The 23,467-nt window shown below is 73.4% G+C and carries 15 protein-coding genes and 1 rRNA gene; 7 read left to right on the top strand and 9 right to left on the bottom strand.

What is annotated here, in order from left to right:
- Window positions 1–149: 149 nt before the first annotated feature.
- Window positions 150–1,673, bottom strand: a 16S ribosomal RNA gene (locus ABD973_RS27450).
- A 724-nt stretch (window positions 1,674–2,397) separates the two neighbouring features.
- On the opposite strand from ABD973_RS27450, the gene ABD973_RS27445 reads away from it, so the two are divergent.
- Together ABD973_RS27445 and ptsP are read left to right on the top strand one after the other, a co-directional pair.
- Complete coding sequence (locus ABD973_RS27445; RefSeq protein WP_125603851.1) at window positions 2,398–2,847, top strand: PTS sugar transporter subunit IIA; 450 nt, start codon at window positions 2,398–2,400, stop codon at window positions 2,845–2,847.
- Window positions 2,848–2,923: 76 nt separating this feature from the next.
- Window positions 2,924–4,594: a phosphoenolpyruvate--protein phosphotransferase gene (gene ptsP, locus ABD973_RS27440; RefSeq protein ID WP_125603852.1), complete on the top strand. Its 1,671-nt coding sequence runs from the start codon at window positions 2,924–2,926 to the stop codon at window positions 4,592–4,594.
- An 87-nt stretch (window positions 4,595–4,681) separates the two neighbouring features.
- On the opposite strand, the gene ABD973_RS27435 is transcribed toward ptsP, so the two are convergent.
- Window positions 4,682–5,599 (bottom strand): hypothetical protein, encoded by a 918-nt coding sequence (locus ABD973_RS27435; RefSeq protein ID WP_345502633.1) that lies wholly within the window; start codon window positions 5,597–5,599, stop codon window positions 4,682–4,684.
- A 57-nt stretch (window positions 5,600–5,656) separates the two neighbouring features.
- Window positions 5,657–7,633 (bottom strand): acetoacetate--CoA ligase, encoded by a 1,977-nt coding sequence (locus ABD973_RS27430; RefSeq protein WP_345502631.1) that lies wholly within the window; start codon window positions 7,631–7,633, stop codon window positions 5,657–5,659.
- Window positions 7,634–7,845: 212 nt separating this feature from the next.
- On the opposite strand from ABD973_RS27430, the gene ABD973_RS27425 reads away from it, so the two are divergent.
- Both ABD973_RS27425 and ABD973_RS27420 read left to right on the top strand, forming a co-directional pair.
- Entirely contained in the window at window positions 7,846–10,257 is a 2,412-nt protein-coding gene (locus ABD973_RS27425) for a glycoside hydrolase family 31 protein (protein ID WP_125820439.1), read from the top strand.
- Between the two features lie 165 nt (window positions 10,258–10,422).
- Window positions 10,423–10,998, top strand: coding sequence for a hypothetical protein (locus ABD973_RS27420; RefSeq protein WP_125820440.1), 576 nt, complete (start codon window positions 10,423–10,425; stop codon window positions 10,996–10,998).
- Window positions 10,999–11,181: 183 nt separating this feature from the next.
- Here the strand turns inward: ABD973_RS27420 and ABD973_RS27415 are convergent, their stop codons facing one another.
- Window positions 11,182–11,694 (bottom strand): NUDIX domain-containing protein, encoded by a 513-nt coding sequence (locus ABD973_RS27415; protein WP_345502628.1) that lies wholly within the window; start codon window positions 11,692–11,694, stop codon window positions 11,182–11,184.
- Between the two features lie 89 nt (window positions 11,695–11,783).
- Between ABD973_RS27415 and ABD973_RS27410 the strand changes: the two genes are divergently transcribed.
- Both ABD973_RS27410 and ABD973_RS27405 read left to right on the top strand, forming a co-directional pair.
- A complete protein-coding gene (locus ABD973_RS27410; protein ID WP_125604824.1) occupies window positions 11,784–12,239 on the top strand; it encodes a Zn-ribbon domain-containing OB-fold protein in 456 nt (151 codons plus the stop codon).
- The gene (locus ABD973_RS27405; protein ID WP_125820442.1) at window positions 12,236–13,426 is read left to right on the top strand and encodes a lipid-transfer protein; all 1,191 of its coding nucleotides are present in this window, start codon (window positions 12,236–12,238) and stop codon (window positions 13,424–13,426) included. Before ABD973_RS27410 ends, ABD973_RS27405 begins: the two co-directional genes overlap by 4 nt.
- A 177-nt stretch (window positions 13,427–13,603) precedes the next feature.
- On the opposite strand, the gene ABD973_RS27400 is transcribed toward ABD973_RS27405, so the two are convergent.
- From ABD973_RS27400 to ABD973_RS27385, 4 genes are read right to left on the bottom strand one after another with little or no spacing between them, the layout of a single operon-like run.
- Window positions 13,604–14,230, bottom strand: coding sequence for a GTP-binding protein (locus ABD973_RS27400; protein WP_125604820.1), 627 nt, complete (start codon window positions 14,228–14,230; stop codon window positions 13,604–13,606).
- Window positions 14,211–14,642, bottom strand: coding sequence for a DUF742 domain-containing protein (locus ABD973_RS27395; protein WP_125604818.1), 432 nt, complete (start codon window positions 14,640–14,642; stop codon window positions 14,211–14,213). Before ABD973_RS27395 ends, ABD973_RS27400 begins: the two co-directional genes overlap by 20 nt.
- Window positions 14,643–14,652: 10 nt before the next feature.
- Complete coding sequence (locus tag ABD973_RS27390) at window positions 14,653–15,090, bottom strand: roadblock/LC7 domain-containing protein (RefSeq protein ID WP_125820443.1); 438 nt, start codon at window positions 15,088–15,090, stop codon at window positions 14,653–14,655.
- Entirely contained in the window at window positions 15,087–17,873 is a 2,787-nt protein-coding gene (locus tag ABD973_RS27385) for a sensor histidine kinase (RefSeq protein WP_345502622.1), read from the bottom strand. The genes ABD973_RS27390 and ABD973_RS27385 overlap by 4 nt, the downstream gene beginning before the upstream one ends.
- A 340-nt stretch (window positions 17,874–18,213) precedes the next feature.
- On the opposite strand from ABD973_RS27385, the gene ABD973_RS27380 reads away from it, so the two are divergent.
- The gene (locus ABD973_RS27380; RefSeq protein WP_241253168.1) at window positions 18,214–18,636 is read left to right on the top strand and encodes a hypothetical protein; all 423 of its coding nucleotides are present in this window, start codon (window positions 18,214–18,216) and stop codon (window positions 18,634–18,636) included.
- Window positions 18,637–18,713: 77 nt separating this feature from the next.
- Here ABD973_RS27380 and ABD973_RS27375 read toward each other — a convergent pair whose 3' ends face one another.
- A complete protein-coding gene (locus ABD973_RS27375) occupies window positions 18,714–23,459 on the bottom strand; it encodes a hypothetical protein (protein ID WP_345502620.1) in 4,746 nt (1,581 codons plus the stop codon).
- Window positions 23,460–23,467 lie beyond the last annotated feature (8 nt).

Genomic DNA, 23,467 nt, shown 5'->3' with positions numbered 1-23,467 from the left:
CGTGCCAGGCACGATCTCTTTCAGTGACTCACTTTCCACGCCGAAGCAGTACTCGTGATCCATCCAGAAGACCGTGCCAAATAATCAACGTTCCACCCATGAGCTGACCGTGCAGAACGTTTGTCTGCAATCGGTACTGTGCTCCTTAGAAAGGAGGTGATCCAGCCGCACCTTCCGGTACGGCTACCTTGTTACGACTTCGTCCCAATCGCCAGTCCCACCTTCGACAGCTCCCTCCACAAGGGTTGGGCCACCGGCTTCGGGTGTTACCGACTTTCGTGACGTGACGGGCGGTGTGTACAAGGCCCGGGAACGTATTCACCGCAGCAATGCTGATCTGCGATTACTAGCGACTCCGACTTCATGGGGTCGAGTTGCAGACCCCAATCCGAACTGAGACCGGCTTTTTGAGATTCGCTCCACCTCACGGTATCGCAGCTCATTGTACCGGCCATTGTAGCACGTGTGCAGCCCAAGACATAAGGGGCATGATGACTTGACGTCGTCCCCACCTTCCTCCGAGTTGACCCCGGCGGTCTCCTGTGAGTCCCCATCACCCCGAAGGGCATGCTGGCAACACAGGACAAGGGTTGCGCTCGTTGCGGGACTTAACCCAACATCTCACGACACGAGCTGACGACAGCCATGCACCACCTGTATACCGACCACAAGGGGGGCACTATCTCTAATGCTTTCCGGTATATGTCAAGCCTTGGTAAGGTTCTTCGCGTTGCGTCGAATTAAGCCACATGCTCCGCCGCTTGTGCGGGCCCCCGTCAATTCCTTTGAGTTTTAGCCTTGCGGCCGTACTCCCCAGGCGGGGAACTTAATGCGTTAGCTGCGGCACCGACGACGTGGAATGTCACCAACACCTAGTTCCCAACGTTTACGGCGTGGACTACCAGGGTATCTAATCCTGTTCGCTCCCCACGCTTTCGCTCCTCAGCGTCAGTAATGGCCCAGAGATCCGCCTTCGCCACCGGTGTTCCTCCTGATATCTGCGCATTTCACCGCTACACCAGGAATTCCGATCTCCCCTACCACACTCTAGCTAGCCCGTATCGAATGCAGACCCGAGGTTAAGCCTCGGGCTTTCACATCCGACGTGACAAGCCGCCTACGAGCTCTTTACGCCCAATAATTCCGGACAACGCTTGCGCCCTACGTATTACCGCGGCTGCTGGCACGTAGTTAGCCGGCGCTTCTTCTGCAGGTACCGTCACTTTCGCTTCTTCCCTGCTGAAAGAGGTTTACAACCCGAAGGCCGTCATCCCTCACGCGGCGTCGCTGCATCAGGCTTTCGCCCATTGTGCAATATTCCCCACTGCTGCCTCCCGTAGGAGTCTGGGCCGTGTCTCAGTCCCAGTGTGGCCGGTCGCCCTCTCAGGCCGGCTACCCGTCGTCGCCTTGGTGGGCCATTACCCCACCAACAAGCTGATAGGCCGCGGGCTCATCCTTCACCGCCGGAGCTTTCCACCACAGGAGATGCCCCCCGCAGTCGTATCCGGTATTAGACCCCGTTTCCAGGGCTTGTCCCAGAGTGAAGGGCAGATTGCCCACGTGTTACTCACCCGTTCGCCACTAATTCACCCCGAAGGGCTTCATCGTTCGACTTGCATGTGTTAAGCACGCCGCCAGCGTTCGTCCTGAGCCAGGATCAAACTCTCCATGAATGTTTACCGGTAATCCGGTCCACACCACGAAAGAGCGGGCCAGTCACGGTCGGAATAAGACCGACTGACCACAACGTCCTCGCTGTGTTTGTTGCCTGCCAGTGCCCGAGGGCCCGACAGGTCTTTTTCAAAGGAACCTCATCCACCGGAGTGGACGGGGTATCAACTTCTGGCGTTGATTTTTGGCACGCTGTTGAGTTCTCAAGGAACGGACGCTTCCTTTGTACTCACCCTCTCGGGTTTTCCTCCGGGCTTTCGTTCTTCGTTCTTGCGTTTCCGACTCTATCAGAGTCTTTCTCGCTTGCTTTCCAGGTCCTGCGCTTTCGCGCTTTCCCTTTCCGGCGGTTCCGACTCTATCAGTGATTTTCCTTCTCTCCGGCCACCCTCCGTTTTGCCGTGAGGCACGCGGAAAGCGATCAAGCGGAGATCTGGAAGATCATTGATTGAGGAGGAGTCCCGGCCACCGACTGTTCGCGAGATGTTCACGCGGCACGTCCTGGCGGGAGTCACGACAGTACAGCTCCCGTCGGAGACAGGCAAATCGGTTCACGCGTATGGTCTAGTCCACCGGTCTAGTCCACTAGTCTCCGTGTCCAAGGGCCGTCCGTATCGGGACCAACATCGGGCGAACCCGTACAAGCTGTGCAATATCCTTCAAACGAGTACGCCGTTCGCGACAGGCAGTGACGGCGGCACGAAGTAGCCCCACCCCTGGGAGGCCCCCATGACCAGCGTCACGTCCCCGCTCGCCGGGCAGGCCATCGGACTCGCGGCAGTGCCCGACCCGGTGTTCTCCGGCGCGATGGTGGGACCGGGCACCGCCATTGATCCCGTGCGCGAGCCCTCCGCGGCGGTGTCTCCCGTCGACGGTGTGGTCGTTTCCCTGCACCCGCACGCGTACGTGGTCGTCGACGGCGAGGGCCACGGCGTCCTGACCCACCTCGGCATCGACACGGTGCAGCTCAACGGCGAGGGCTTCGAGCTCCTCGTGAACAAGGGCGACACCGTGGTCCGCGGCCAGGAGGTCATCCGCTGGGACCCGGCCGCGGTCGAGGCCGCCGGCAAGTCCCCGATCTGCCCCGTCGTGGCACTTGAGGCGACGAACGACTCCCTCTCCGGCGTCGTCGAATCCGGTGACGTCAAGCCGGACGACGTCCTCTTCAGCTGGCAGTAGCCTCCGCCTGCTCCCACAGGCGAGTCGGATATCCATCACGGCGGCTGGAGCCGCCGCTCAATCGGAGACGGGTGTAATGGAGACAACGCTGCGAGGCGTCGGCGTGAGCCACGGTGTGGCTATCGGCGAGGTTCGGCACATGGGTACGGCCGTGCTCGAACCGCCCGCGAAGCAGATCGCCGCGGACGAGGCGGAGCGCGAGCAGGGGCGCGCCCGTCAGGCCGTGGAGGCTGTGTCGGCCGACCTGATCGCACGCGGCCAGCTGGCCGGCGGGGAGGCCCAGCACGTGCTGGAGGCCCAGGCGATGATCGCCACGGACCCCGAGCTGATGTCGGACGTCGACCGGCGGATCGTCGTCGGCAGCACCGCCGAGCGCGCCGTCTACGACGCGTTCGCGTCCTACCGCGACCTGCTCGCGGGGGCCGGCGAGTACATGGCGGGGCGGGTGGCCGACCTGGACGACGTGCGCAACCGGATCGTGGCGCGGCTGCTGGGCGTGCCGATGCCGGGCGTGCCGGACAGCGACGAGCCGTACGTGCTGATCGCCCGGGATCTGGCTCCCGCCGACACGGCGCTGCTGGACCCGGCGCTGGTGCTCGGGTTCGTGACCGAGGAGGGCGGGCCGACCAGCCACAGCGCCATCCTCGCGCGGGCGCTGGGCGTGCCGGCGATCGTGGCGCTGCCGGGTGCGGGTGAGATCGCCGAGGGCACGGTCATCGCCGTCGACGGCAGCACCGGTGACCTGTTCGTGGAGCCGACCGCGCAGAAGCGGGCCGAGCTGGAGGCCGCGGCCGCCGAGCGGAAGGCGGCGCTGGCCGCATCCTCCGGTCCGGGTGCCACGTCCGACGGGCACAAGGTGCCGCTGCTGGCGAACGTCGGCGGGCCGGCTGACGTGCCGGCCGCGGTGGAGGCCGGGGCGGAGGGCGTGGGCCTGTTCCGTACGGAGTTCCTGTTCCTGGACGACAGCAAGAAGGCTCCGTCCGAGGAGAAGCAGATCGAGTCGTACCGCAAGGTGCTGGAGGCGTTCCCCGAGGGGCGCGTCGTCGTGCGGGTGCTGGACGCCGGCGCCGACAAGCCGCTGGACTTCCTGACTCCGGCGGACGAGCCGAACCCGGCGCTGGGCGTGCGCGGTCTGCGGACCCTGCTGGACCACCCGGAGGTGCTGCGCACGCAGCTGACCGCGCTGGCCAAGGCGGCCGAGGGGCTGCCGGTCTACCTGGAGGTGATGGCCCCGATGGTGGCCGACCGCCAGGACGCGAAGGCGTTCGCGGACGCGTGCCGCGAGGCCGGTCTGGTGGCGAAGTTCGGCGCGATGGTGGAGATCCCCTCCGCGGCGCTGCGGGCGCGCTCGATCCTGCAGGAGGTGGAGTTCCTGTCGCTGGGTACGAACGACCTCGCGCAGTACGCCTTCGCCGCCGACCGGCAGGTGGGGGCGGTGTCGCGGCTCCAGGACCCGTGGCAGCCGGCGTTGCTCGACCTGATCGCGATGTCGGCCGAGGCCGCCAGGGCGGAGGGCAAGAGCTGCGGTGTCTGCGGTGAGGCCGCTTCGGATCCGCTGCTGGCCTGTGTGCTGACGGGTCTGGGTGTCACCTCCCTGTCGATGGGTGCGGCGTCGATCCCGTACGTGCGGGCGACGCTCGCCAAGTACACCCTCGCGCAGTGCGAGCGTGCGGCCGCCGCCGCGCGGGCCGCGGACAGCGCCGAGGAGGCGCGGGTGGCCGCGCAGGCGGTGCTGTCCGGCGAGTAGCGGGCGGTACGCGTGGTCGGTTCCGAGGGGCCTTCGCCGGTGGCGGGGGCCCCTCGGGCGTTTCCGGTGCCGGTCCGGCCGCGGGGGCTACTCGTGGTGCGGGCCGGGGACGTCCACCTCGTAGCCGGGGCAGTACTCGACGCCTGGTTCGGGGGCGACGGGGTCGCCGGTGTCGACGTCCGTGCAGTAGGCGTCGAACACGGCGGCGGCGGTGAGGGCGACGAGGCGGCCGCGGTCGAGGCGCCAGCCGTGGACCCGGTCGCGGAAGCCCTCGGTGGTGCTCCGCAGGACCAGTCCGCCGGAGCCGCCGAGGGCGAGTCCGGCGGCCAGGACGGTCACGAAGTCGAGGCCTTCGCGGCCTTGGACGCGGGGCCGGGAGGCGGGCTCGACGGCCGCCTCGGCGTGTAGGACGGCGATGAGCTGCTGCTCCTCGGCGGGGACGCTGCACACGAGGTGGTGGTGACCGGGTCCGGCGCCGGCGACGAGGCGTTCGAGCATGTCGGCGGCGCGCTCGAAGGAGGCCTTGCCGATGTCCTCGCCGCAGTCCGCGCAGGCGCCGACGCCGGCGAGGAGCTCGGTGGCGTACTCCCAGGTGGACTGCCGGACGGCTTCGTCGACGAGGAGCGGTACGAGTTCCTCGACGGGCTGGCCGGCGTAGGGCAGTGTCGGGCCGCCGGCGAGTTCGGCGGTGAAGCGGCTGCGGGTGTGGGGGCTGTCCGGGTCGAGGCGGTGTTCCGCGCAGTAGGCGGCGTACTCCTCGGGGTCGAAGAGGGCGACGGTGGTGTGGATGCCCTGGGCGGCGAGGGAGCGCAGCAGGGCGTCGATCCGGCGGAGGTAGTCGGGGTATTCGTCGTGGTGGCCGAAGGCGAAGGTGCGGTAGTCCCGCATGGCCGCGAAGTCCCCGGGGTCGGTGATGAGGCCGACGGTGCTGGGGACCTCGCGGCGCAGCGAGGCGGTCGTGGATGAGGTGGTGGCGGTGCGTGGTGTGTCGGGTGTGGCGTTCATGGTTCCCCCTGAGCGTGCGATCACTTGCTCACTCACGGTAACCGTCGCCACTGACAGTCACCTCCGGGTGCGGCCGAGCTCCTCGTAGAAGGCGAGCAGTTCCGGGTTGTCGACGGAGCCGGGGTTGACCGCCTTGGCCATCGGGGTGCCCTGGAGGAGGCGCTTGACCGGGACCTCGATGCGCTTGCCGGTCAGGGTGTGCGGGACGGCCGGGATCTCGATGACCTCGTCGGGGACGTGGCGCGGGGAGAGCTGCTCGCGGATGGTGGCGGCGATCTTCTTGCGCAGGGCCTCGTCGAGGACGGCGCCGGGGGCAAGGTGGACGAAGAGCGGCATCCAGTAGCCGCCGCCCGGTTCCTCCAGGCCGATGACCAGGGATTCCTTGATCTCGGGGAGGCGTTCGACGACCTCGTAGATGTCGGCGGAGCCCATGCGGACGCCCTGCCGGTTGAGGGTGGAGTCCGAGCGGCCGTGGATGACGACGGAGCCGTGGTCGGTGATCGTGATCCAGTCGCCGTGGCGCCACGCGCCGGGGAACATCTCGAAGTAGCTGTCGCGGTAGCGGCTGCCGTCGGGGTCGTTCCAGAAGTGGATCGGCATGGAGGGCATGGGGGCGGTGACGACGAGTTCGCCGACCTCGCCGGTGAGGGGCTTGCCGGCCGGGTCCCAGGACTGGAGGTCCGTGCCGAGGCAGGCGGCCTGGAGTTCGCCGATGTGGACGGGGAGGGTGGGGACGGCTCCGGCGAAGCAGCTGCACACGTCGGTGCCGCCGCTGACGGAGGCGATCCACAGGTCTTCGGCGACCTCCTCGTGGAGCCAGCGGAAGCCGTCGGGGGGCAGCGGGGAGCCGGTGGTGGCGACGCACTTGACGGCGGAGAGGTCGAAGTCGCGGGAGGGGTGGACCTCGGCCTTCTTGCAGGCCATCACGTAGGCGGCGGAGGTGCCGTAGAGGGTGGCGCGGGTGCGTTCGGCGATCCGCCACTGGGCGCCGGTGTCGGGGTAGCCGGGGCTGCCGTCGTAGAGGACGACGGTGGTGCCGGTGAGGAGGCCGGAGACGAGGAAGTTCCACATCATCCAGCCGGTGGAGGTGTACCAGAAGAACCGGTCCTCGGGACCGAGGTCGCAGTGCAGGCCGAGCTGCTTGAGGTGTTCGAGGAGGATCCCGCCCTGGGACTGGACGATGGCCTTGGGCGCACCGGTGGTCCCGGAGGAGTAGAGGATCCACAGCGGGTGGTCGAAGGGGACCGGTTCGAAGACCGGGGCCTGCGTGCCGGAGGTCAGGTCGGCCCAGGCGCGGGTGCCCTCGGGGGCCTCGGTGCCCAGGAGCGGGATGTGGACGACGGCGCGCAGGGAGGGCAGTCCTTCGCGCAGCTCGGCGACGGTCTCGCGGCGGTCGTGCTCCTTGCCGCCGTAGCGGTAGCCGTCGATGGTGAAGAGGACGACCGGTTCGACCTGCTCGAAGCGGTCGAGGACGCTGCGGGCGCCGAAGTCGGGGGCGCAGGAGGTCCAGACCCCGCCGACGGCGGCGGTGGCGAGGAAGGCCACCACCGCTTCGGGGATGTTGGGGAGGTAGCCGCTGACGCGGTCGCCGGGGCGCACGCCGAGGGCGCGCAGCTCGGCGGCGAGCGAGCCGACCTGGCGGCGGAGCCCGGCCCAGGTGAGCGGGGCCGGTTCGTGGGTCTCGTCGACGTGGAGGAGGGCGGGGTCGCCGGCGCGGGCGGGGTCCTCGGAGGCGCGCAGGGCGTGCTCGGCGTAGTTGAGGGTGGAGTCCGCGAACCAGCGGGCGCCCGGCATGGAGCGGTCGGCGAGGACCTCCCGGTAGGGGGTGCTGAAGCGGACCTCGAACCATTCGGCGACGGCCTGCCAGAAGGTGTCGAGCTCGTCGACGGACCAGCGGTGGAGGGCCGGGTAGCCGCCGTCGGCGGGGGCGCCGAAGCGTTCGGCCGCCCAGGCCTGGAAGCGGGTGACCTGGGCCCCGGCGATCCTGTCGGCGCTCGGGGACCAGAGGGGTTCCGGCTGGGTGGCAGAGGTCATGGGTCGGCTCCCGGTCAGGTCTGGGCTCTCGCGCTTCGTGTGCGTACGGCTCCGTCGCGGCGTCGGTGTGCGCGCGGCGGCTCACAGGGACCATGCCACGTGATCGACATCCGCACCAGAGCTGTCCTGGGCCGGGCGGGTTGATCGTTTTCCGGGTGAACGGCAGCTGAACGCCGCCCGCGCGGCGGGGTGCCGGTGGCAGGGTGGCCGGCATGGACGGTCGTGATCTGGTGCGTGCGGTGAAGGAGATCGGTACGGCGCGCGGGCGGCGGGCCTGGCGCTCGGCGTGGCGCCACCGGCGTGCGGACGCCGAGGGGCTGCCGCGCCGGGGCGCGGAGCGGGCGCGGGTGCCGGGGCTGCTGGCGGGTACGCAGGCCCGGCCCGGTGGTGGGGTGCTGCGGTTCGCGCGCAGTGAGCTGCTGGTGCGGGTGACCGTGGGCGGCGCGGTGTTCTGGGGGTGGGACGGGGCGGAGCCGGTGCCCTCGTACGCGGTGGTGGGCAGTGGCCCCGCGCCGGATCCGCGGGCGGTGCTGGAGCCGGACACCGGGGGCGGCTGGCGGGTGGTGTCGGAGCGGGTGACGGTGGCGGTGTCCCGGCACGGGGCGGTGGAGGTGCGGACGCCGGGCGGGGCGGTGCTGCGCAGGGAGCTGCCGCCGCGCTGGTGGGATCCGGTGGGGGGTGCGGGAGGTGACGGCGCGGGGGGTGACGGCGCGGGTCCGGTGGCGGGCGGGGGCGGTTCGCGGTGGCTCCAGCGGGCGGAGGTGCCGGCGGACGCGCGGTTCTTCGGGCTGGGCGGGCGGGCGCGGGGGCCGCGGCTGCGGGACGGGGAGTACCGGCTGTGGAACACCGACCCCAAGGGCGGCTTCGGGCCGGACACGGACCCGCTGTACATCACGATGCCGGTGCAGGTGGTGGTGGCGGACGCGGGGACGCACCTGGCCTTCTACGACAACCCCTGGGAGGGGCGGGTCGTGCTGCGCGAGGGCGAGGAGGGGGCCGGTTCGGGGGTGGACCGGCCGGGGACGAGCGAGCTGCGGCTGGAGGGCGGCCCGCCGAGGTGCTGGGTGCTGGTGGGGACGCCGGCGCGGGTGTTGCAGGGGTGGTCGGGGCTGACGGGGGCGGCGGCGGTGCCGCCGGAGTGGGCGCTGGGGTACCAGCACGCACGGTGGGGCTTCGGGAGCGAGGCCGAGGTGCGGCGGGTGGTGGCCGGGTACGAGGAGCGGGGGCTGGCGCTGTCGGCCGTGCACCTGGACATCGACCACTACGACGGGCACCGGGTGTTCACCGTGGACCGGGAGGCGTTCCCCGATCTGCCGGGGCTGGCCCGGGAGGTGGGGGCGCGGGGGGTGCGGCTGGTGTCGATCGTCGACCCGGCGGTGAAGGCGGGGGACGCGGTGCACGCCTCGGGCCGGGCGGTGGGGCCGCGGGGGGCGTTCGTACGGGACGCGCGGGGGCGTGAGGTGCGCGGGGAGGTCTGGCCGGGCGAGTGCGCGTACCCGGACTTCACGGATCCGGCGGCGCGGGAGTGGTGGGGCGGCCTGTACGAGGAGCGGCTGGCGCAGGGCTTCGCGGGGTTCTGGCACGACATGAACGAGCCGGTGTCCTTCGCCCCGTGGGGTGACGCGACGCTCCCCCGGTCGGCGCGGCACGCCCTGGAGGGGGCGGGCGGGGACCACCGGGCCGGGCACAACGTGTACGGGCTGATGATGGCGCGGGCCGGCTGGGAGGGGCTGGTGCGGCTGCGGCCGGCCGAGCGGCCGTTCCTGTTCTCCCGGTCGGGGTGGGCGGGGATGCAGCGGTACGGGGGCACGTGGTCCGGTGACGTGGAGAGCAGCTGGGAGGGGCTGCGGGCGTCGCTGGCGCTGGTGTTGGGGCTGGGGCTGTGCGGGGTGCCGTACTCGGGTCCGGACGTGGGGGGTTTCGGGGGGTCGCCGTCGGCGGAGCTGTACCTGCGGTGGTTCCAGCTGGGGGCGTACCTGCCGTTGTTCCGGACGCATTCGGCGATCTGGGCGGGGCGGCGGGAGCCGTGGGAGTTCGGGCCGCGGGTGGCGGAGCTGGCGGGGGCGGTGCTCGCCGAACGGGAGCGGCTGCGGCCGTACTTCGTGACGCTGGCGCATCTGGCGCGCCGGACGGGGGCGCCGTACGTGCGGCCGGTGTGGTGGGGGGCGCCGGAGGACCGGCGGCTGCGGGACTGCGAGGACGCGTTCCTGCTGGGGGACGCGCTGCTGGTGGCCCCGGTGCTGGAGTGCGGGGCGGACCGGCGTGCGGTGCGGCTGCCGCGGGGGCGCTGGTACGACACGGCGACGGGGGCGGCGTACGAGGGGCCCGGGCAGGTGCTGTTCGAGGCTCCGCCGGGCCGGATGCCGGTGCTGGCGCGGGCGGGGGCCGTGCTGCCGGTGCGGCGGGAGGACGGGTCGGTGGGCCTGGAGGCGTGGGCCCCCGCGCGGGGGCGCACCGGTGGCGGGGTGGTGATCCGTGATCCGGGGCCGGGGTTCGAGGCGGGCGAGGTGGAGCGGTACGCGGTGCGGTGGGCCGGGGACGCGGTGGTGGTCGAGGACGAGGCGGGGGGTGTGGTGAGCGGGGTGGAGGTGCGGGGCCTGGGGAGTGTGCCGGCCGGTGCGTAGCGGGTGCCTCGGGGTGCGTAGCCGGTGGCTAGGGGGTGGGTAGCCGGTGGCTAGGGGGTGTGTCGGCCACCCCCTATAGGGGTGTAGGTCCCGTGTAGGGAGGAGGAGGATGCTGCGGGCGGCGGCGGGTGTGCCGCCGGTGGTCGGTCGAGCAGGGAGTCTGTGATGGTCTTAACGAGCCCGGCGCGGGCGTACGCGCCGGACCGGTCGGCACCGGGACGGCGGGCGCCGGTCACCGCGCGGCGGTGGGACCGGGTGCCGGGTTCCGAGGTGGTGGGGGCGTGGCAGACGGTCACGGTGTGGGCCCTGTTGCTGGTGACCGGGGTGGTTCCGGCCGGGGGGCCCGGGGAGCTGGGCCTGGCGGCGGTCTCGCTGGCCGCGGCGGGTTTCCTGCACGGGTTGCTGATCGTCAAGCCGCTCGCGGCGCTGGGCCGTTGGACCGCCCGGGTGAGCGCGTGGCCGCGGCCGGTGGCGGTGGCGGTGCTGGCCGCGCCGGTGTCGGCGCCGGCGGTCGTGGTGGTGCGGTGGTGGCTGGGGGCGCAGGGCGCTCCGGTGCCGGGCTTCGGCGTGGTGTGGGCCGGGTGCGTGGCGGGCACGGTGCTGCCGCTGGTGGTCGGGGCGTTGCTGCGGGGCCGGCCGGTGCCGGCGGGGGTGTTGTGGGCGCGGGGGGCGGTGGTCGCCGGGACGGCGGTGGGGGTGGTGGGGTTGGCGTCGCTGGTGATGGACCTGCCCGTGCCCTAGCCGGGCCTGTTGCCGGGGGCGGGGGCGGCGGCGCTGGGGTGCCGCTGCGCGGGGCTGGGTCCCCTACCCGCCCTTCGCCCGTTCCCCGGGCTTCGCCCGGACCCCTTCTGGGGGCTCCGCCCCCAGACCCCCGCGCCTCAAACGCCGGCGGGGCTGGAGGATCGGCAGGGCTGGGAGGGGCGGTCAGGGGGTGTAGTGGCCCGCGAACCAGGAGGCTGTCGCCTGGGTGTGGAGGGGGAAGGCGAGTTCCGTCGGGGCGTGGAGGACGTGCCAGCCCGTCGTCTCGTCCGTGGGGGCCGAGCGAGGGAGGGCCGAGGCGGGGCGCGGCGGGAGGAGGCCGAAGACGAGGAGGTGGCCTCCCGGGGAGCTGAGGACGTCGGCCAGGGTGACGTCGGCGGCGGGGGCTTCGATGCCCGTCTCCTCGCGGAGTTCGCGGACCACCGCCGTGCGCCAGTCCTCGCCGAAGTCCATGAACCCGCCGGGCAGTGCGACGCCCCCCAGGGCCGGTTCGATGGTGCGGGTGATGACCACCAGGCCGGTGCCGGCCGCGTCCTCCACGGGGAGCAGGGCGACGGCGACCGGGAGCGGGTTGCGGTAGGTGACGGCGCCGCACGCGGTGCACGCCCGGGGCCACCCGTCGGTGTCGAACGTGGCTCCGCAGGTGGAGCAGTGCGAGTCCCTCAGCTGTGCCGGCATGCGGCGATGGTACCGGCCCCCCTGTCGCGGTGGGGCGGCCCGTGGCAGACTTCTGACGCTTCGTCAGATCACGTTGTCCGGGAGGGGTCTTGGAACGCACACGCACGCCCGTGGTGAGCGGGTGGTTCACCGGTGCGGAGGCCGGGGACGGCTTCCGCCTGCTCGGCACCCGGTGCTCCGCCTGCGCCTCGGTGTTCTTCCCGCGCGAGGACGCGTACTGCCGCAACCCGCACTGCCCCGGCGGCGGCGAGCTCGCCGAGGTGCCGCTCTCGCCGCGCGGCCGGGTCTGGTCCTACACCGACGGGCGCTACCGGCCGCCCGCCCCCTACGTCTCCGATCCGGACGCGCCCTGGGAGCCGTACACCCTGGTCGCGGTGGAGCTGGAGGCCGAGCGGATGGTCGTGCTCGGCCAGGCCGCGCCCGGGGTGACGCCGGCCGGCCTGGCGGTCGGGATGGAGGTGGAGGTGGTCGCCGGGGTGCTGGACGAGGGCGCCGGGACCGTGACCACCACCTGGTGGTTCCGGCCGGTGGAGGGGACGCGGTGAGCGGGGACGTGGCCGTCCTGGGGGTCGGCATGCACCCGTGGGGCAAGTGGGGGCGCAGCTTCGTCGAGTACGGGCGGGCCGCCGCCCGGGCCGCGCTCGCCGACGCCGGGCTGGAGTGGACCGACGTGCAGTCCGTCGTCGGCGCCGACACCGTGCGCGGCGGCTACCCGGGCTACGTCGCCGGGGCCACCTTCGCGCGGGCGCTCGGCTGGCAGGGGGCCCGGGTCACCAGTGTGTACGCGGCCTGCGCCTCGGGGGCCCAGGCCATCGGGGCGGCCCGCGCGCAGATCCTCGCCGGGCTGGCGGACGTGGTGCTGGTGGTCGGGGCCGACGCCGCGCCGAAGGGGTTCTTCGCCCCGGCGGGGGGCGAGCGGCCGGACGACCCCGACTGGCTGCGGTTCCGGATCCTGGGCGCGACGAACCCCGCGTACTTCGGGCTGTACGCCCGGCGGCGGATGGCCCTGCACGGGGACACCGCCGAGGACTTCGCGCTGGTCAAGGTGAAGAACTCGGCGGCCGGGGCGCACAACCCGTACGCCCGCTACCGCAAGGCGGTCTCCGCCGGGGAGGTGGCGGCCTCGGCGGTGGTGGCCGACCCGCTGCGGCTGCTGGACATCTGCGCGACGTCCGACGGGGGCGCGGCGCTGGTGCTGTGCGGCATGGACTTCGCGCGGGCGCGCGGGGTGGCGGACCCGGTGCGGATCCGGGCGGTGTCGACGGTGACGCCCACGTATCCGCGTACGGTGCTGGACCTGCCGGACATCGCGACCGACTCGGCGGTCGCCGTGGAGCCGGCGGCCGGGTCCTTTCGGGCCTCGATCGCCCGGGCGGCGTACGAGGAGGCGGGGCTGGGGCCGGAGGACCTCTCGCTGGCCGAGGTGTACGACCTGTCGACCGCGCTGGAGCTGGAGTGGTACGAGGACATCGGGCTGTGCGGGGAGGGCGAGGGCGCCAAGCTGCTCCGGGAGGGCGCGACGGCGCTGGGCGGGCGGGTGCCGGTCAACGCGAGCGGCGGGCTGGCCTCCTTCGGGGAGGCGGTTCCGGCGCAGGCCATCGCCCAGGTGTGCGAGCTGACCTGGCAGCTGCGGGGTACGGCGGGTGCGCGCCAGGTTCCGGGGGCGCGGGCCGGGATCACCGCCAACCAGGGGCTCTTCGGGCACGGTTCGGCGGTGGTGGCGGTGCGGTGAACGCCGCGCACAAGTACTGCCGTCGGGGTGCTTGACGGCCCCGGGCGGCGGGTTCACACTCGCTCCACGGTCCCGCGGCGACGGGGACCCCGCGACCCCCCATGAGAGCTGCGGCCCGTACCCCAGTCGGCGGGGGTACGGGCCGCCTCCCCGTGGGGCGCGCCCGGCACGGCGCTCTCAGGACGAGGCGCGCAGGCCCGCGCGGCGGGCCCGGGCGAGGGACATGGCGTGCTCCACGACCCCCACCAGGACGTCCTTGACGGACTCCCGGTCACGGGCGTCACAGAGCAGCACCGGCACCTCCTGGTCGAGGTCGAGCGCGTCGCGCACGGTCACCACCGGGTGGCGGTCGGCCCCGTCGAAGCAGTTGACCGCGACGAGGAAGGGGATGCCGCGCCGTTCGAAGTAGTCGACAGCGGCGAAGCAGTCGGCGAGCCGGCGGGTGTCGGCCAGCACGACGGCGCCGAGGGCGCCCTGTGCCAGTTCGTCCCACAGGAACCAGAAGCGGTCCTGTCCGGGGGTGCCGAAGAGGTAGAGCACCAGGTCCTCGCGGAGGGTGATGCGGCCGAAGTCCATGGCCACGGTCGTGGTGCTCTTGCCCTCCACTCCCCCGGTGTCGTCGATGCCGACGCCCGGTTCGGAGAGCAGTTCCTCGGTCCGCAGCGGACGTATCTCGCTGACCGCGCTGACCAGGGTGGTCTTGCCCACCCCGAAGCCGCCCGCGACCAGGATCTTCAGGGTCAGCGGCTCGACCGGCGAGACGGCGTGCATCGCACCGGTGCGGCTAGAGCGCCCGAAGGCCATCGATCACCTCACGGAGAATGGATTCATCGGGCAGTTCGGCCGGCGGGACCGGCCTGGTCACGTGGACCAGCTCCTCGTCGACGAGGTCGCCGATCAGGACCCGGACGACGCCGACGGCGAGGTCGAGGTCCGCGGCGAGTTCCGCGACCGACTGGGGGCGTTCCCGGCACAGCCCGAGGATGTGGGCGTGTTCCGGGGAGAGGGTCATGTCCCAGACCGGATCGTCGGCCGCCGGCTCCGCGACGACGAGCGCGATCAGGTCGAGACGGTGCTGGCCGGCGTGGCTGGTCCGGCCGCGGGTCATGGCGTACGGGCGTACGACGGGACCCGCGTCGTCGTCGAACCAGTGGGGGTGGTCGGTCTCGGGCGTCGGACGGTCGGTCGGGGGGTGGTCCTGGCCTGGATCGCTCATGCCGTCCGACTCACCCTCCGGCTGGCTGCCCGGAACGCGGGGCGGTCGCCAGGTGGTCGCCTACGCGCTTGACCATGAGCGTCATCTCGTACGCGACCTGGCCGACGTCGGAATCGGCGTCGGAGAGCACGGCCAGGCAGCTGCCGTCGCCCGCGGCCATGACGAAGAGGAAGGCCTCGTCGAGTTCGACCACGGTCTGGCGGACCCGCCCGGAGTCGAAGTGCCGGCCGACGCCCTTGGCCAGGCTGTGGAAGCCGGAGGCCACGGCGGCCAGGTGCTCGCTGTCCTCGCGGGTGAGGTCCTTCGAGCTGCCCGTGGGCAGGCCGTCGCCGGAGAGGACGACCGCCTTGCGGATGCTGCCGACCTTGTCGACGAGTTCGTCGAGGAGCCAGTTGAGCGGGCCGGAGCCACGGCCCCTGGTGTCGTTTCCGGTCTGCGGTGCGGTCATCGACCGTCCCCTTCGTTCTCGTGCGCGGGACCGGCGCCGGAGCGGCCGGCCTCGGTCTCGGACTGCTGCTGTGCGTGCTGGTCGCGGCCCGCCGTCCAGCCTCGCTGGAGGGCGGACATGCGCGTGCGTACGTCCTCCGCGTCCCGGTCGGTCACCGGGTCCTCGGGGGACTGTGCCGCGGCGGCGGCGGGGGCGTTCTTGAGCTGGGGCGCGAGGTTGGCCTGGCGCACCCGGCGGGGCAGGCTGGCCGGACCGGGCGCGGGCTCCTCGGAGCCCGTGCGCGGCGCGGGGACCGCCTTGACGGCGGCCGGGCGGGGCTCCACCCGGCGGCCGTGCTCGGCGACCAGGGTGGGCGTGGGGCGCCGCCGGGGCAACGGCACGGGCCCGCCGCCGGCGCGGGCGCCGTCGGGGGGCGCGGGCTCCGTGCGGGGGCGCTCCGCGCGGACCGGGCCGGTGGGGGCCAGGGGCTCCCGCCCGCGGTCGCGGTCGCGCTTCCAGGGGCCGCCGCGCTCCGTGTGGCCCGCGCCGTGCGGGTGGCCGCCGAGGGGCCGGTCCGCGGAGCCGAGGAGGGCGCTGCGGGGGATGCCGCCGGGCGGGGTCTCGTCGTCGAGGGTGGCCATGGGCGGGCGGCCGCCGACGCCGGTGAGGCCGACGATGCCGGTGGCCATCTCGTCGAGTCCGGCGGGGTCGTCGAGGCCGTCCAGGCCGAGGAGGCCGATGGGGCCCTCCAGCTCGACCGGCCCGTTGAGGACGCCGGTGGGCAGCGGGCGGGCCGAGGGGGCCCGGTCGATGGCGGTGGGGCCGGGCCGCGCGGAGCTCTTGGCGGGGCCGGTCCCGACTCCCCGGACGCCCTTCACGGCGTCGAGGCGGATGCCGGTGCCGTTGGTGTCGGGGGCCTCGGTGAGGAGGTCGGCGGGGAGGAAGACCACCGCGGTGGTGCCGCCGTAGGGGCTGGGCTGGAGGACGACCTTGACGTTGTGGCGGCGTGCCAGGCGGCTGACCACGAAGAGGCCGAGGCGGTCGGTGTCGGAGAGTTCGAACTCGGGGGTCTCGGCGAGCCGGAGGTTGGCGTCGAGCAGCGCCTCCGGGTTCATGCCGAGGCCGCGGTCGTGGATCTCCAGGGTGAAGCCGTTCGCGACGCGTTCGCCGTGGACCTGGACGGCGGTGTGCGGGGGCGAGAACACCGTGGCGTTCTCCAGAAGTTCGGCGACGAGGTGGGTGACGTCGGCGACGGCCGGGCCCTCGATGCCGATGCGGGGCAGGCGCCGCACCTCGATGCGCTCGTAGTCCTCGACCTCGGCGACGGCGGCCCGTACGACGTCCATCAGCTGGACGGGCTTGCGCCACTGGCGGGAGGGTGCGGCGCCGGAGAGGATCACCAGGCCTTCGGCGTGGCGGCGCATGCGGGTGGTCATGTGGTCGAGGCGGAAGAGGTCGGCGAGTTCCTCGGTGTCCTCGGTGCGCCGTTCCATGGTGTCGAGCAGGGTCAGCTGGCGGTGCAGCAGCACCTGGTTGCGGCGGGCCAGGTTGACGAACACCTCGGAGACCCCGCGACGGAGCTCGGCCTGCTTGACGGCGGCCTCGACGGCGGCGCGCTGGAGGCTGTTGAGGGCGAGGCCGACCTGGCCGACCTCGTCCTTCTCGAACTCCAGGCGGGGGGCTTCGGTCTCGACGTCGACGGTCTCGCCGGCCGCGAGGCGGCGCATCACGCTGGGGAGGCGGACGCCGGAGGCCTCGTGGGCCTCCTTGCGGAGCCGGGACAGGTCGCGGATGAGGTCGCGTCCGATGCGGACGGACATCACGAGGGAGAAGACGAGGGCGATGAAGCCGAGGACGCCGGCCACGGCGGCCTGGACGAGCACGCCGACGGCGACGGGTTCCACGCGCTTCTGGTAGCGGTCGCCTGCGGCGGTGCCCATGGTGGCGAGGTCGCCGAGGACCTTGTTCGCGGCCTCGTTCCACTGGGCGGCGGTGACGCGCGGGTTCTTGCCGGCGCCGCCGGTGATGAACCGTTCCTCCGCATCGCGCAGGGCCTTGGTCTGGGGGCCGTTCCAGTACTGCTCGAAGAGCTTGCGGTCTTCGGGCGGCAGGATCGCGAGGTTGAACTCGTACAGCAGGCCGCGGTTGGCGGCGAAGTCGGAGACGCGGCGCAGGTCGGCGGCCGGGACGTTGCCGGCGGCGAGGGCGGAGGCGATGACCGCGTCCTCGCGGGAGAGGGTCTCGCGGGCGCGGGTGATGCCGACGAGGGCGCGGCCCTGCTTGTCCATCTCCACGTTCTCCAGTGCGTGGAGGTTCATCAGGAACTCGTAGCAGGGGTCGACGAGCCGGCTGTAGAGCTCCAGGGCCTGGCCGGGGCTGACCCCGCCCTGGTCGACGGACCGGCGCAGGGCGCCGATGCCCTGGAGGGCCTCGATGATCGACCTGAGGCGCTGGCGGGCCTGCGGGCTGAGCTCGTCGGAGACCTCGGGGTCGAGGGCGTTCGCGGTGATGGAGCGGACCATCGTGTCGGTCGCGGTGCGGCTCTTGGTGAGTTCCGCGGTGGCGGCCACCTCGCGGGGGTCGCCGAGGACGACCAGGGTCTGGCGGCGTTCCTTCTGGACGACGCGGACGACGTCCTCCATCGGGTAGCCGACCTTCTTGATGACGTACGCGACGTCGAGCAGTTGCAGTGCCTCACGGCCGGTGATGACCGTGGAGAAGCCCCAGAGGGCGGTCAGGGAGACGAGCGGCACCAGGAGCAACGCCACGATCTTCCGGCGGATGGACTTCCCGCGAAAGCGCATGGCCTCCCCAGCCTCCCCCAGCTCAACCCCGTTGTCAGAGGTCGGTGTTCCGTCATTTAAACGGCGTGAGCCTACTACTGCCACGGAGCGGGTTCGCAGACGTGTCCGGACGTTTTCGGCCTGACCCCCGTACGAAGATCACCAGTTGTCCGATGTTTCCGGTCAAGTCAGGCCCGATATGTGGCAGATGACACTTGGTGGGGTGTCAGTTCCGTTGTCCGGATGGATGGCTGGAATTCTGCCTTCCGGGTCCGGTATACGGAACTCCGAGGGGGGTTCCGGTCGTCTGACAGACAGGGCGGGCAGCAGCACGGGAGAAGAGGCGGGGAGTGAGCGGACCATGAGGATGTACGACGAGGACGGCACGTCGGCCGAGGCTCCGGGGCGGGGCCTGTGGGTGGTGGAGCCGGCCCGGCGGCGCCGGATGCCGGACCCGGTGCGGTCGTCGGCGGTCCGGGCGGTGCTGATCGTGGCCGTCACGCTGACGCAGGCCACGATCACGTTCTTCCTCGCGCTGACCGGGTCCTGGCTGGCCTTCCCGATGGTGCTGGCGGGCATAGCGGCGACGGTCGTGGCCACCTGGTCGGTGCTGGACGTGTGGATCACCCGGCAGATGTGGAACCAGCGCCACGGCGTCCTGTCGGAGCCGAGCAGCGCCGCCCGCGAGCCGTGGCGCGCCCGCACACCGGCCCGGGAGGGCCGCCTGGCGGCCGCTCCCCTGGCCGGGGGCATACCGGTCCACCAGCGCTCCGGACGGCGCTGACCGGCCCGGGAGCGGCCGCGGGCCGGTCACCGCCGGGGAGCGGTGACCGGCCCGCGGCCGGGGGCGTCCGGAGCGGCTCAGGCCTGTGCGGCGGGCGCCCGGCGGAACATGCGGGTCGCGGTGATCTCGCCGTGGATCGTCTCGCCCTCCGGGGACTGCTGGGGCAGGCCGGGACGCAGGTGCTCCTCGACGCTGATGTACTTCAGGCCCGCGCGCAGGTCGGCGTCGTTGCGCAGCCGGATGACCAGCGGGAACTCGGCGAGGGCCGTGGTGTCGAAGAGGCCCGTGGTGTACAGCAGCTGGACGCCGAGGGCGTCCGAGACGGCCCGCTGGAGCTCCAGCAGGTACGTGGCGTTCGCGCGCCCGATCGGGTTGTCGAGGAAGAGCGTGCCCGCGTGCCGGTGCTTGTCGCGGCCGCGGTCGTTGCTGCGCAGCGCGGCCATCGTGCAGTACAGGGCGATGGCGGCGGTGAGCAGCTGGCCGCCGGAGAACACGTCGCCCATCTGGCCGACGGGGACCCGCTCGGCGCGCAGCACGGCATCGGGCTTGAGGATCTCCACCGCGATGCCCTTGGGCTCCAGGGCCGCCTGGACGCCGCGCAGGAGCAGGGACATACCGTCGCGGCGGCCCTCGCCGAAGGCGGCGTTCTTCTTCACGGCCGTGCGGGTGGCCTCGTCGATGACCTCGCCGAGCCGCTCGGTGAGGGTGGCCTGGTCGGGCTCCTCGAAGCGGATCCGCAGGAACTCCTGGCCCGACCACTCGCCGAGGCCCTCGGGCAGCTGGGAGAGGCGCTGCGCGGAGCGGAGCGTGGCCAGGGCGGATTCCACCAGGCCGCGCAGCCGGTCGACGATGCTGTCGCGGTTGCGCTCCAGCTGCGCGAGCTCGTCGGTGAGCACGCGCAGGCGCGGGGCGAACGCGGCGGCCCAGGCGGCGGCGTGCTCGGGCAGCGCGGAGGCGGGCAGTTCCCGGATCTGCTGGCGCGCGGGGGTGCGTACCTGCTCGTAGCGGTTGGCGTTGGCGTGCCGGACCAGGACGTCGCTCGCCTCGCGCACCGCCGACTCGGCGGCGGAGAGGTCGGCGGCGCAGCCGCGCAGGGAGCGGCGGGCCTCGGCGGCGGACTGCCGGGCCTCCTCCAGGGTGCCGGGGTGGGCCACCGGCTCCTGCTCGTCCTCCGGATGGGTCTGCTCGCGCAGCAGGTCCCGCAGCAGGGCGGCGGTCTCGTCGAAGCCGCCGGCGCCGTCCTCGGCGGCGCGGTGGGCACGCAGCAGGTCGGCGTGGGCGGCGCGGGCGGCCTCCACGGCGGCGGAGTGCGCGGCGAGCTGGGCGGTGGCGGTGCGCAGCAGGCCCTGGGCCTGCTCCACGTCGGCCGGGATCAGCTCCTCGGGCAGCTCGGTGTGCGCCTCGCCCTCGACGGGGGCGTGCCGTTCGGCTTCGCCGCGCAGCCGGCCGAGCTGCTCGCTCGCGGTGGAGGCGCGGGACTCCAGCATCTGGACGAGGGCCTCGGCGCGGGCGGCGGCGGCCTGCCGGGAGGGGCCGTCGGCGCCGTCGGTGCCTTCGAGGAGCTGGGCGGCGCGCGTGCGGACCTTGTTGGTGAGGCGGTCGAGTTCGGCGAGGGCGGCGCTCTCGTCGCCCTCGGCGCGGGCCTGTTCGGCGCGCAGGTCGGCGCCGACGCCGACCTTCTCGTAGACCTGGGAGGCGGTGCGGTAGGCCTCGCGGAGGTCGGGCAGCGGCGGCCGGTGCTTGTCGGCGCTGCCGTCGTCCTCGGGCAGGGGCTCGGGGGCGCCGGCGATCTCGGCGCGTTCGGCGCGCAGGGCGCGGGCGGTGCGGCGGGCGTCGTCGGCGGCGCGCTGGGCGGCGCGGCGGTCCTCGTCGGCGGCGCGGGCGCGGGCCAGGCAGGCCTCGGCGCGGGCCTCGGACTCGGCTGCCTCGTCGGCGAGTTCGCGGACCCTGGCCTGCCAGCCGGAGCGTTCGCGCAAGCGGTGGGCGAGGCCGGCGAGGGCGTCGGCGGCGCGGCGGGCGCGCTGGGCGGCGTCCTGGCGCTCGTCGCGGACGCGGGCGGCGTCGGCGGCGGCCTCGTCGGCCTCGGCGCGTACGGTACGGGCCTCCGCGAGTTCGGCGTCGGCCTCCTCGGCGAAGGACCGGGCGGCGGCGGCCTGCCGCGCGAGTTCGTCGAGGCGGCCGGGCGGGCAGCCGGTGCGCCAGGAGGAGAGCCGGGCGGCGAGTTCGCGGTCGCCGGCGAGGCGGGAGGCCAGCTCGCGGATCTCGGTGTCGCGGGCGGTGGCGCGGGCGCGCAGCGCGTGGCGTTCCTCGTCGGCGGCGTGCTCGTCGTGCATGGCCGGGTTCGGCGGGACGAGGAACACCGCGTCGGTGCCGTCGGCCGGCGGGACCGGCGCCAGCAGGGCGGCGGCCGTGCCGACGGCGACGGTGGAGCGGGGCAGCAGGGCGGCGGCCGAGAGGACCTCGCGGGCCCGGCTGTGGGTGTCGGGGTCGGTGATGACGACGCCGTCGACGAGTTCGGGGCGGGCGGCGAGGACGGCCGCGTGGTCGGCGGGGTCCACGGACTGGGCGAGGTAGCGCCAGCCGGGCAGGGCCGGGATGCCGTGCTCGCCCAGGTACTCGACGGTGGCGAGGACGTCGGGGCCGGGCGGGAGCAGGCCGCCGTCGCCGAGCGCGCCAAGGATGCGGGCGTCGTCGGCGGCGGCGGTGCGCAGGTCGAACAGGTGGCGTTCGGCCGAGCCGACGGTGTCGGCCAGGATCCGGACCAGCTCGTCGGAGCCCCGGTCGAGGTCGGCGACGCTCAGGCCGCCGGCGGGGGCGGCGGTCACGGCGCCCGCGGTCGCGGCAGAGCCCTGTACACCGGAGGGGGCGGTGCCCGCGGCGGCGCCGCCGCCGGCTTCGGCGGCGCGGGCGGATCCCGCCCCGGCCGGCGCACCGGGTCCTGCCCCGCCCCGCGGGCGCGGCAGGAAGGTGTCGGGGGCCTGCGGGAGGCCCAGGAGCTCCGCCAGGCGCGGGGAGGCGGCCAGGGCTTCGGCGGCGCGGTGCTCCGCCGCGTGGGCGGCCTCGGCGGCGTCGGCGGCGTCGGACGCGCGCGCGGCGGTGAGTTCGGCGCGGGATTCCGCGGAGGCGGCCTCGCGGGCGGCCTCGGCGGCGGAGCGGGCGGCTTCGCGGGACTCGTCCCAGGCGGCCACGGCGGCCTTCTCGGCGTCGCTGGCCGCGAGCGCGGCGCGGGCCGGGTCGGCGTCGGGGGCGGTGTCGTCGAGCCAGCCGGCGCGGACGGCGTCGGCGGTCTCCTGCTCGACCTCGGCGAGGCGGGCGCGCAGGTGCTCGGCCTCGCTGCGGGCCCGCTGGGCGGCGGTCGCGGCGGCGGTGGCGTCGCGGTGGGCGCTCTCGCCGAGCGACTGGAGCTCGGCGGAACGCTCCTCCTCCTCGTTGGCTGCGCGTTCGCCCTGTTCGGCGGCGGTGTGCAGGGCGCGTACCAGCTCGGCGGCGGCGGTGGCGCGGGCGGCCAGCGCGGGTGCGGCGTCCCGTTCGGCCTCCAGGATCGCCGCGGCGACGCGGGCGGAGCGGTCGGCGGCGGCGCGGTGGCGCAGCACGGTCTCGGCGGCCTGCCAGGCGGAGTGCAGGGTGCGGGCTTCGAGGAGCTCGCGGCGCTGGGCGGCGGCGGCCTTGTCGGCGACGGTCAGGGCCAGGGAGGCGTGCCGGTAGGCGAGTTCGGCGGAGACGGCGGCGCTGCGGGCGCGCTGGGACTCCGCGGCGGTGACCTCGTGGGCGGCGCCGGTGACCCGCTGGGCGAGGTCGGCGGCGCGGCCGCGTTCCTCGGAGGCGCGGGCGGACAGCCGGCGGGCGAGCGTGCGGGTGCGGCGCTCGGCGCCCGCGTGGACGTCGCGGAGCCGGGAGCGGGTCTCGGCGGCCTCCACGATCCGGTTCAGGAGGTCCACGGAGCCGGCGGTGAAGTCGCGTTCGGCCATCAGCTCGGCGCGGCGGCCGAGCTTGTTGCCGAAGCCGTGGACGAGGTCGGCGAGGCCGTCGGTGTCGCGGGTGTCGGTGACGGCGCGCAGGAGGAGGTCGGTGAAGTCGGAGTCCTTCTTGACCGCGAAGAGGCCGGCGGCCTCGCCCTCGTCGGCGTTCATCTCGCGCTGGTAGCGGAAGAGCTCGGGGTCCAGGCCGAGTTCGGTGAGGTGCTCGTTCCAGCGGTCGTGGATCTCCTCCCAGTACACCTCCAGGTGCGGGTACGCCTTGCCCGCCTCGGTGATCGCGTCGCGGAAGCCCTTCATCGTGCGGCGGCGGCCCTGGGCGCCGGAGGCGCCCTCGACGGGCGGCCGGACGGAGGTGGCCTCGGCGACGGGGAGGTTGTCCAGGCTCAGGCCCGGGCCGGGGCGGAAGGAGTACCAGGCCTCGGCGAACTTGCGGGGGTCGTTGGAGACCTGGCGGCCGCGCCACTCGCTGACCTTGCCGACGACGACGCACTCGCCGGTCTGGGTGTGCTGCCATTCCAGGGCGACGTGGCCGCAGTCGTCGGCGAGGAGGAACTTGCGCAGTACGCCGGAGCTGGCGCCGCCCAGGGTGTTGCGGTGGCCGGGGAGCATCACCGAGAAGATCAGCTTGAGGAGGACGGACTTGCCGCCGCCGTTCTCCAGGAAGAGCACGCCGGCGGGCGCGGGGCGCCGCGGCGGTCCGGTGGGCTCGTCCTCGAAGAACTCCGCCTGGGTGGGCGCCGGGTGGGGCACCGGCTCGCCGACTCCGCGCAGGTCGAGCACGGTGTCGGCGTAGCGTGCGCCGGCGGGCCCGATGGAGTAGAGGCGGATCCGGGACAGCTCGTACATGGCGGCGG

This window comes from Streptomyces racemochromogenes (assembly GCF_039535215.1).
GTDB classification, from domain to species: Bacteria; Actinomycetota; Actinomycetes; order Streptomycetales; family Streptomycetaceae; genus Streptomyces; species Streptomyces racemochromogenes.
Note: the sequence above shows the minus strand (reverse complement) of the source record. Positions and strands in the feature narration are given on the sequence as shown.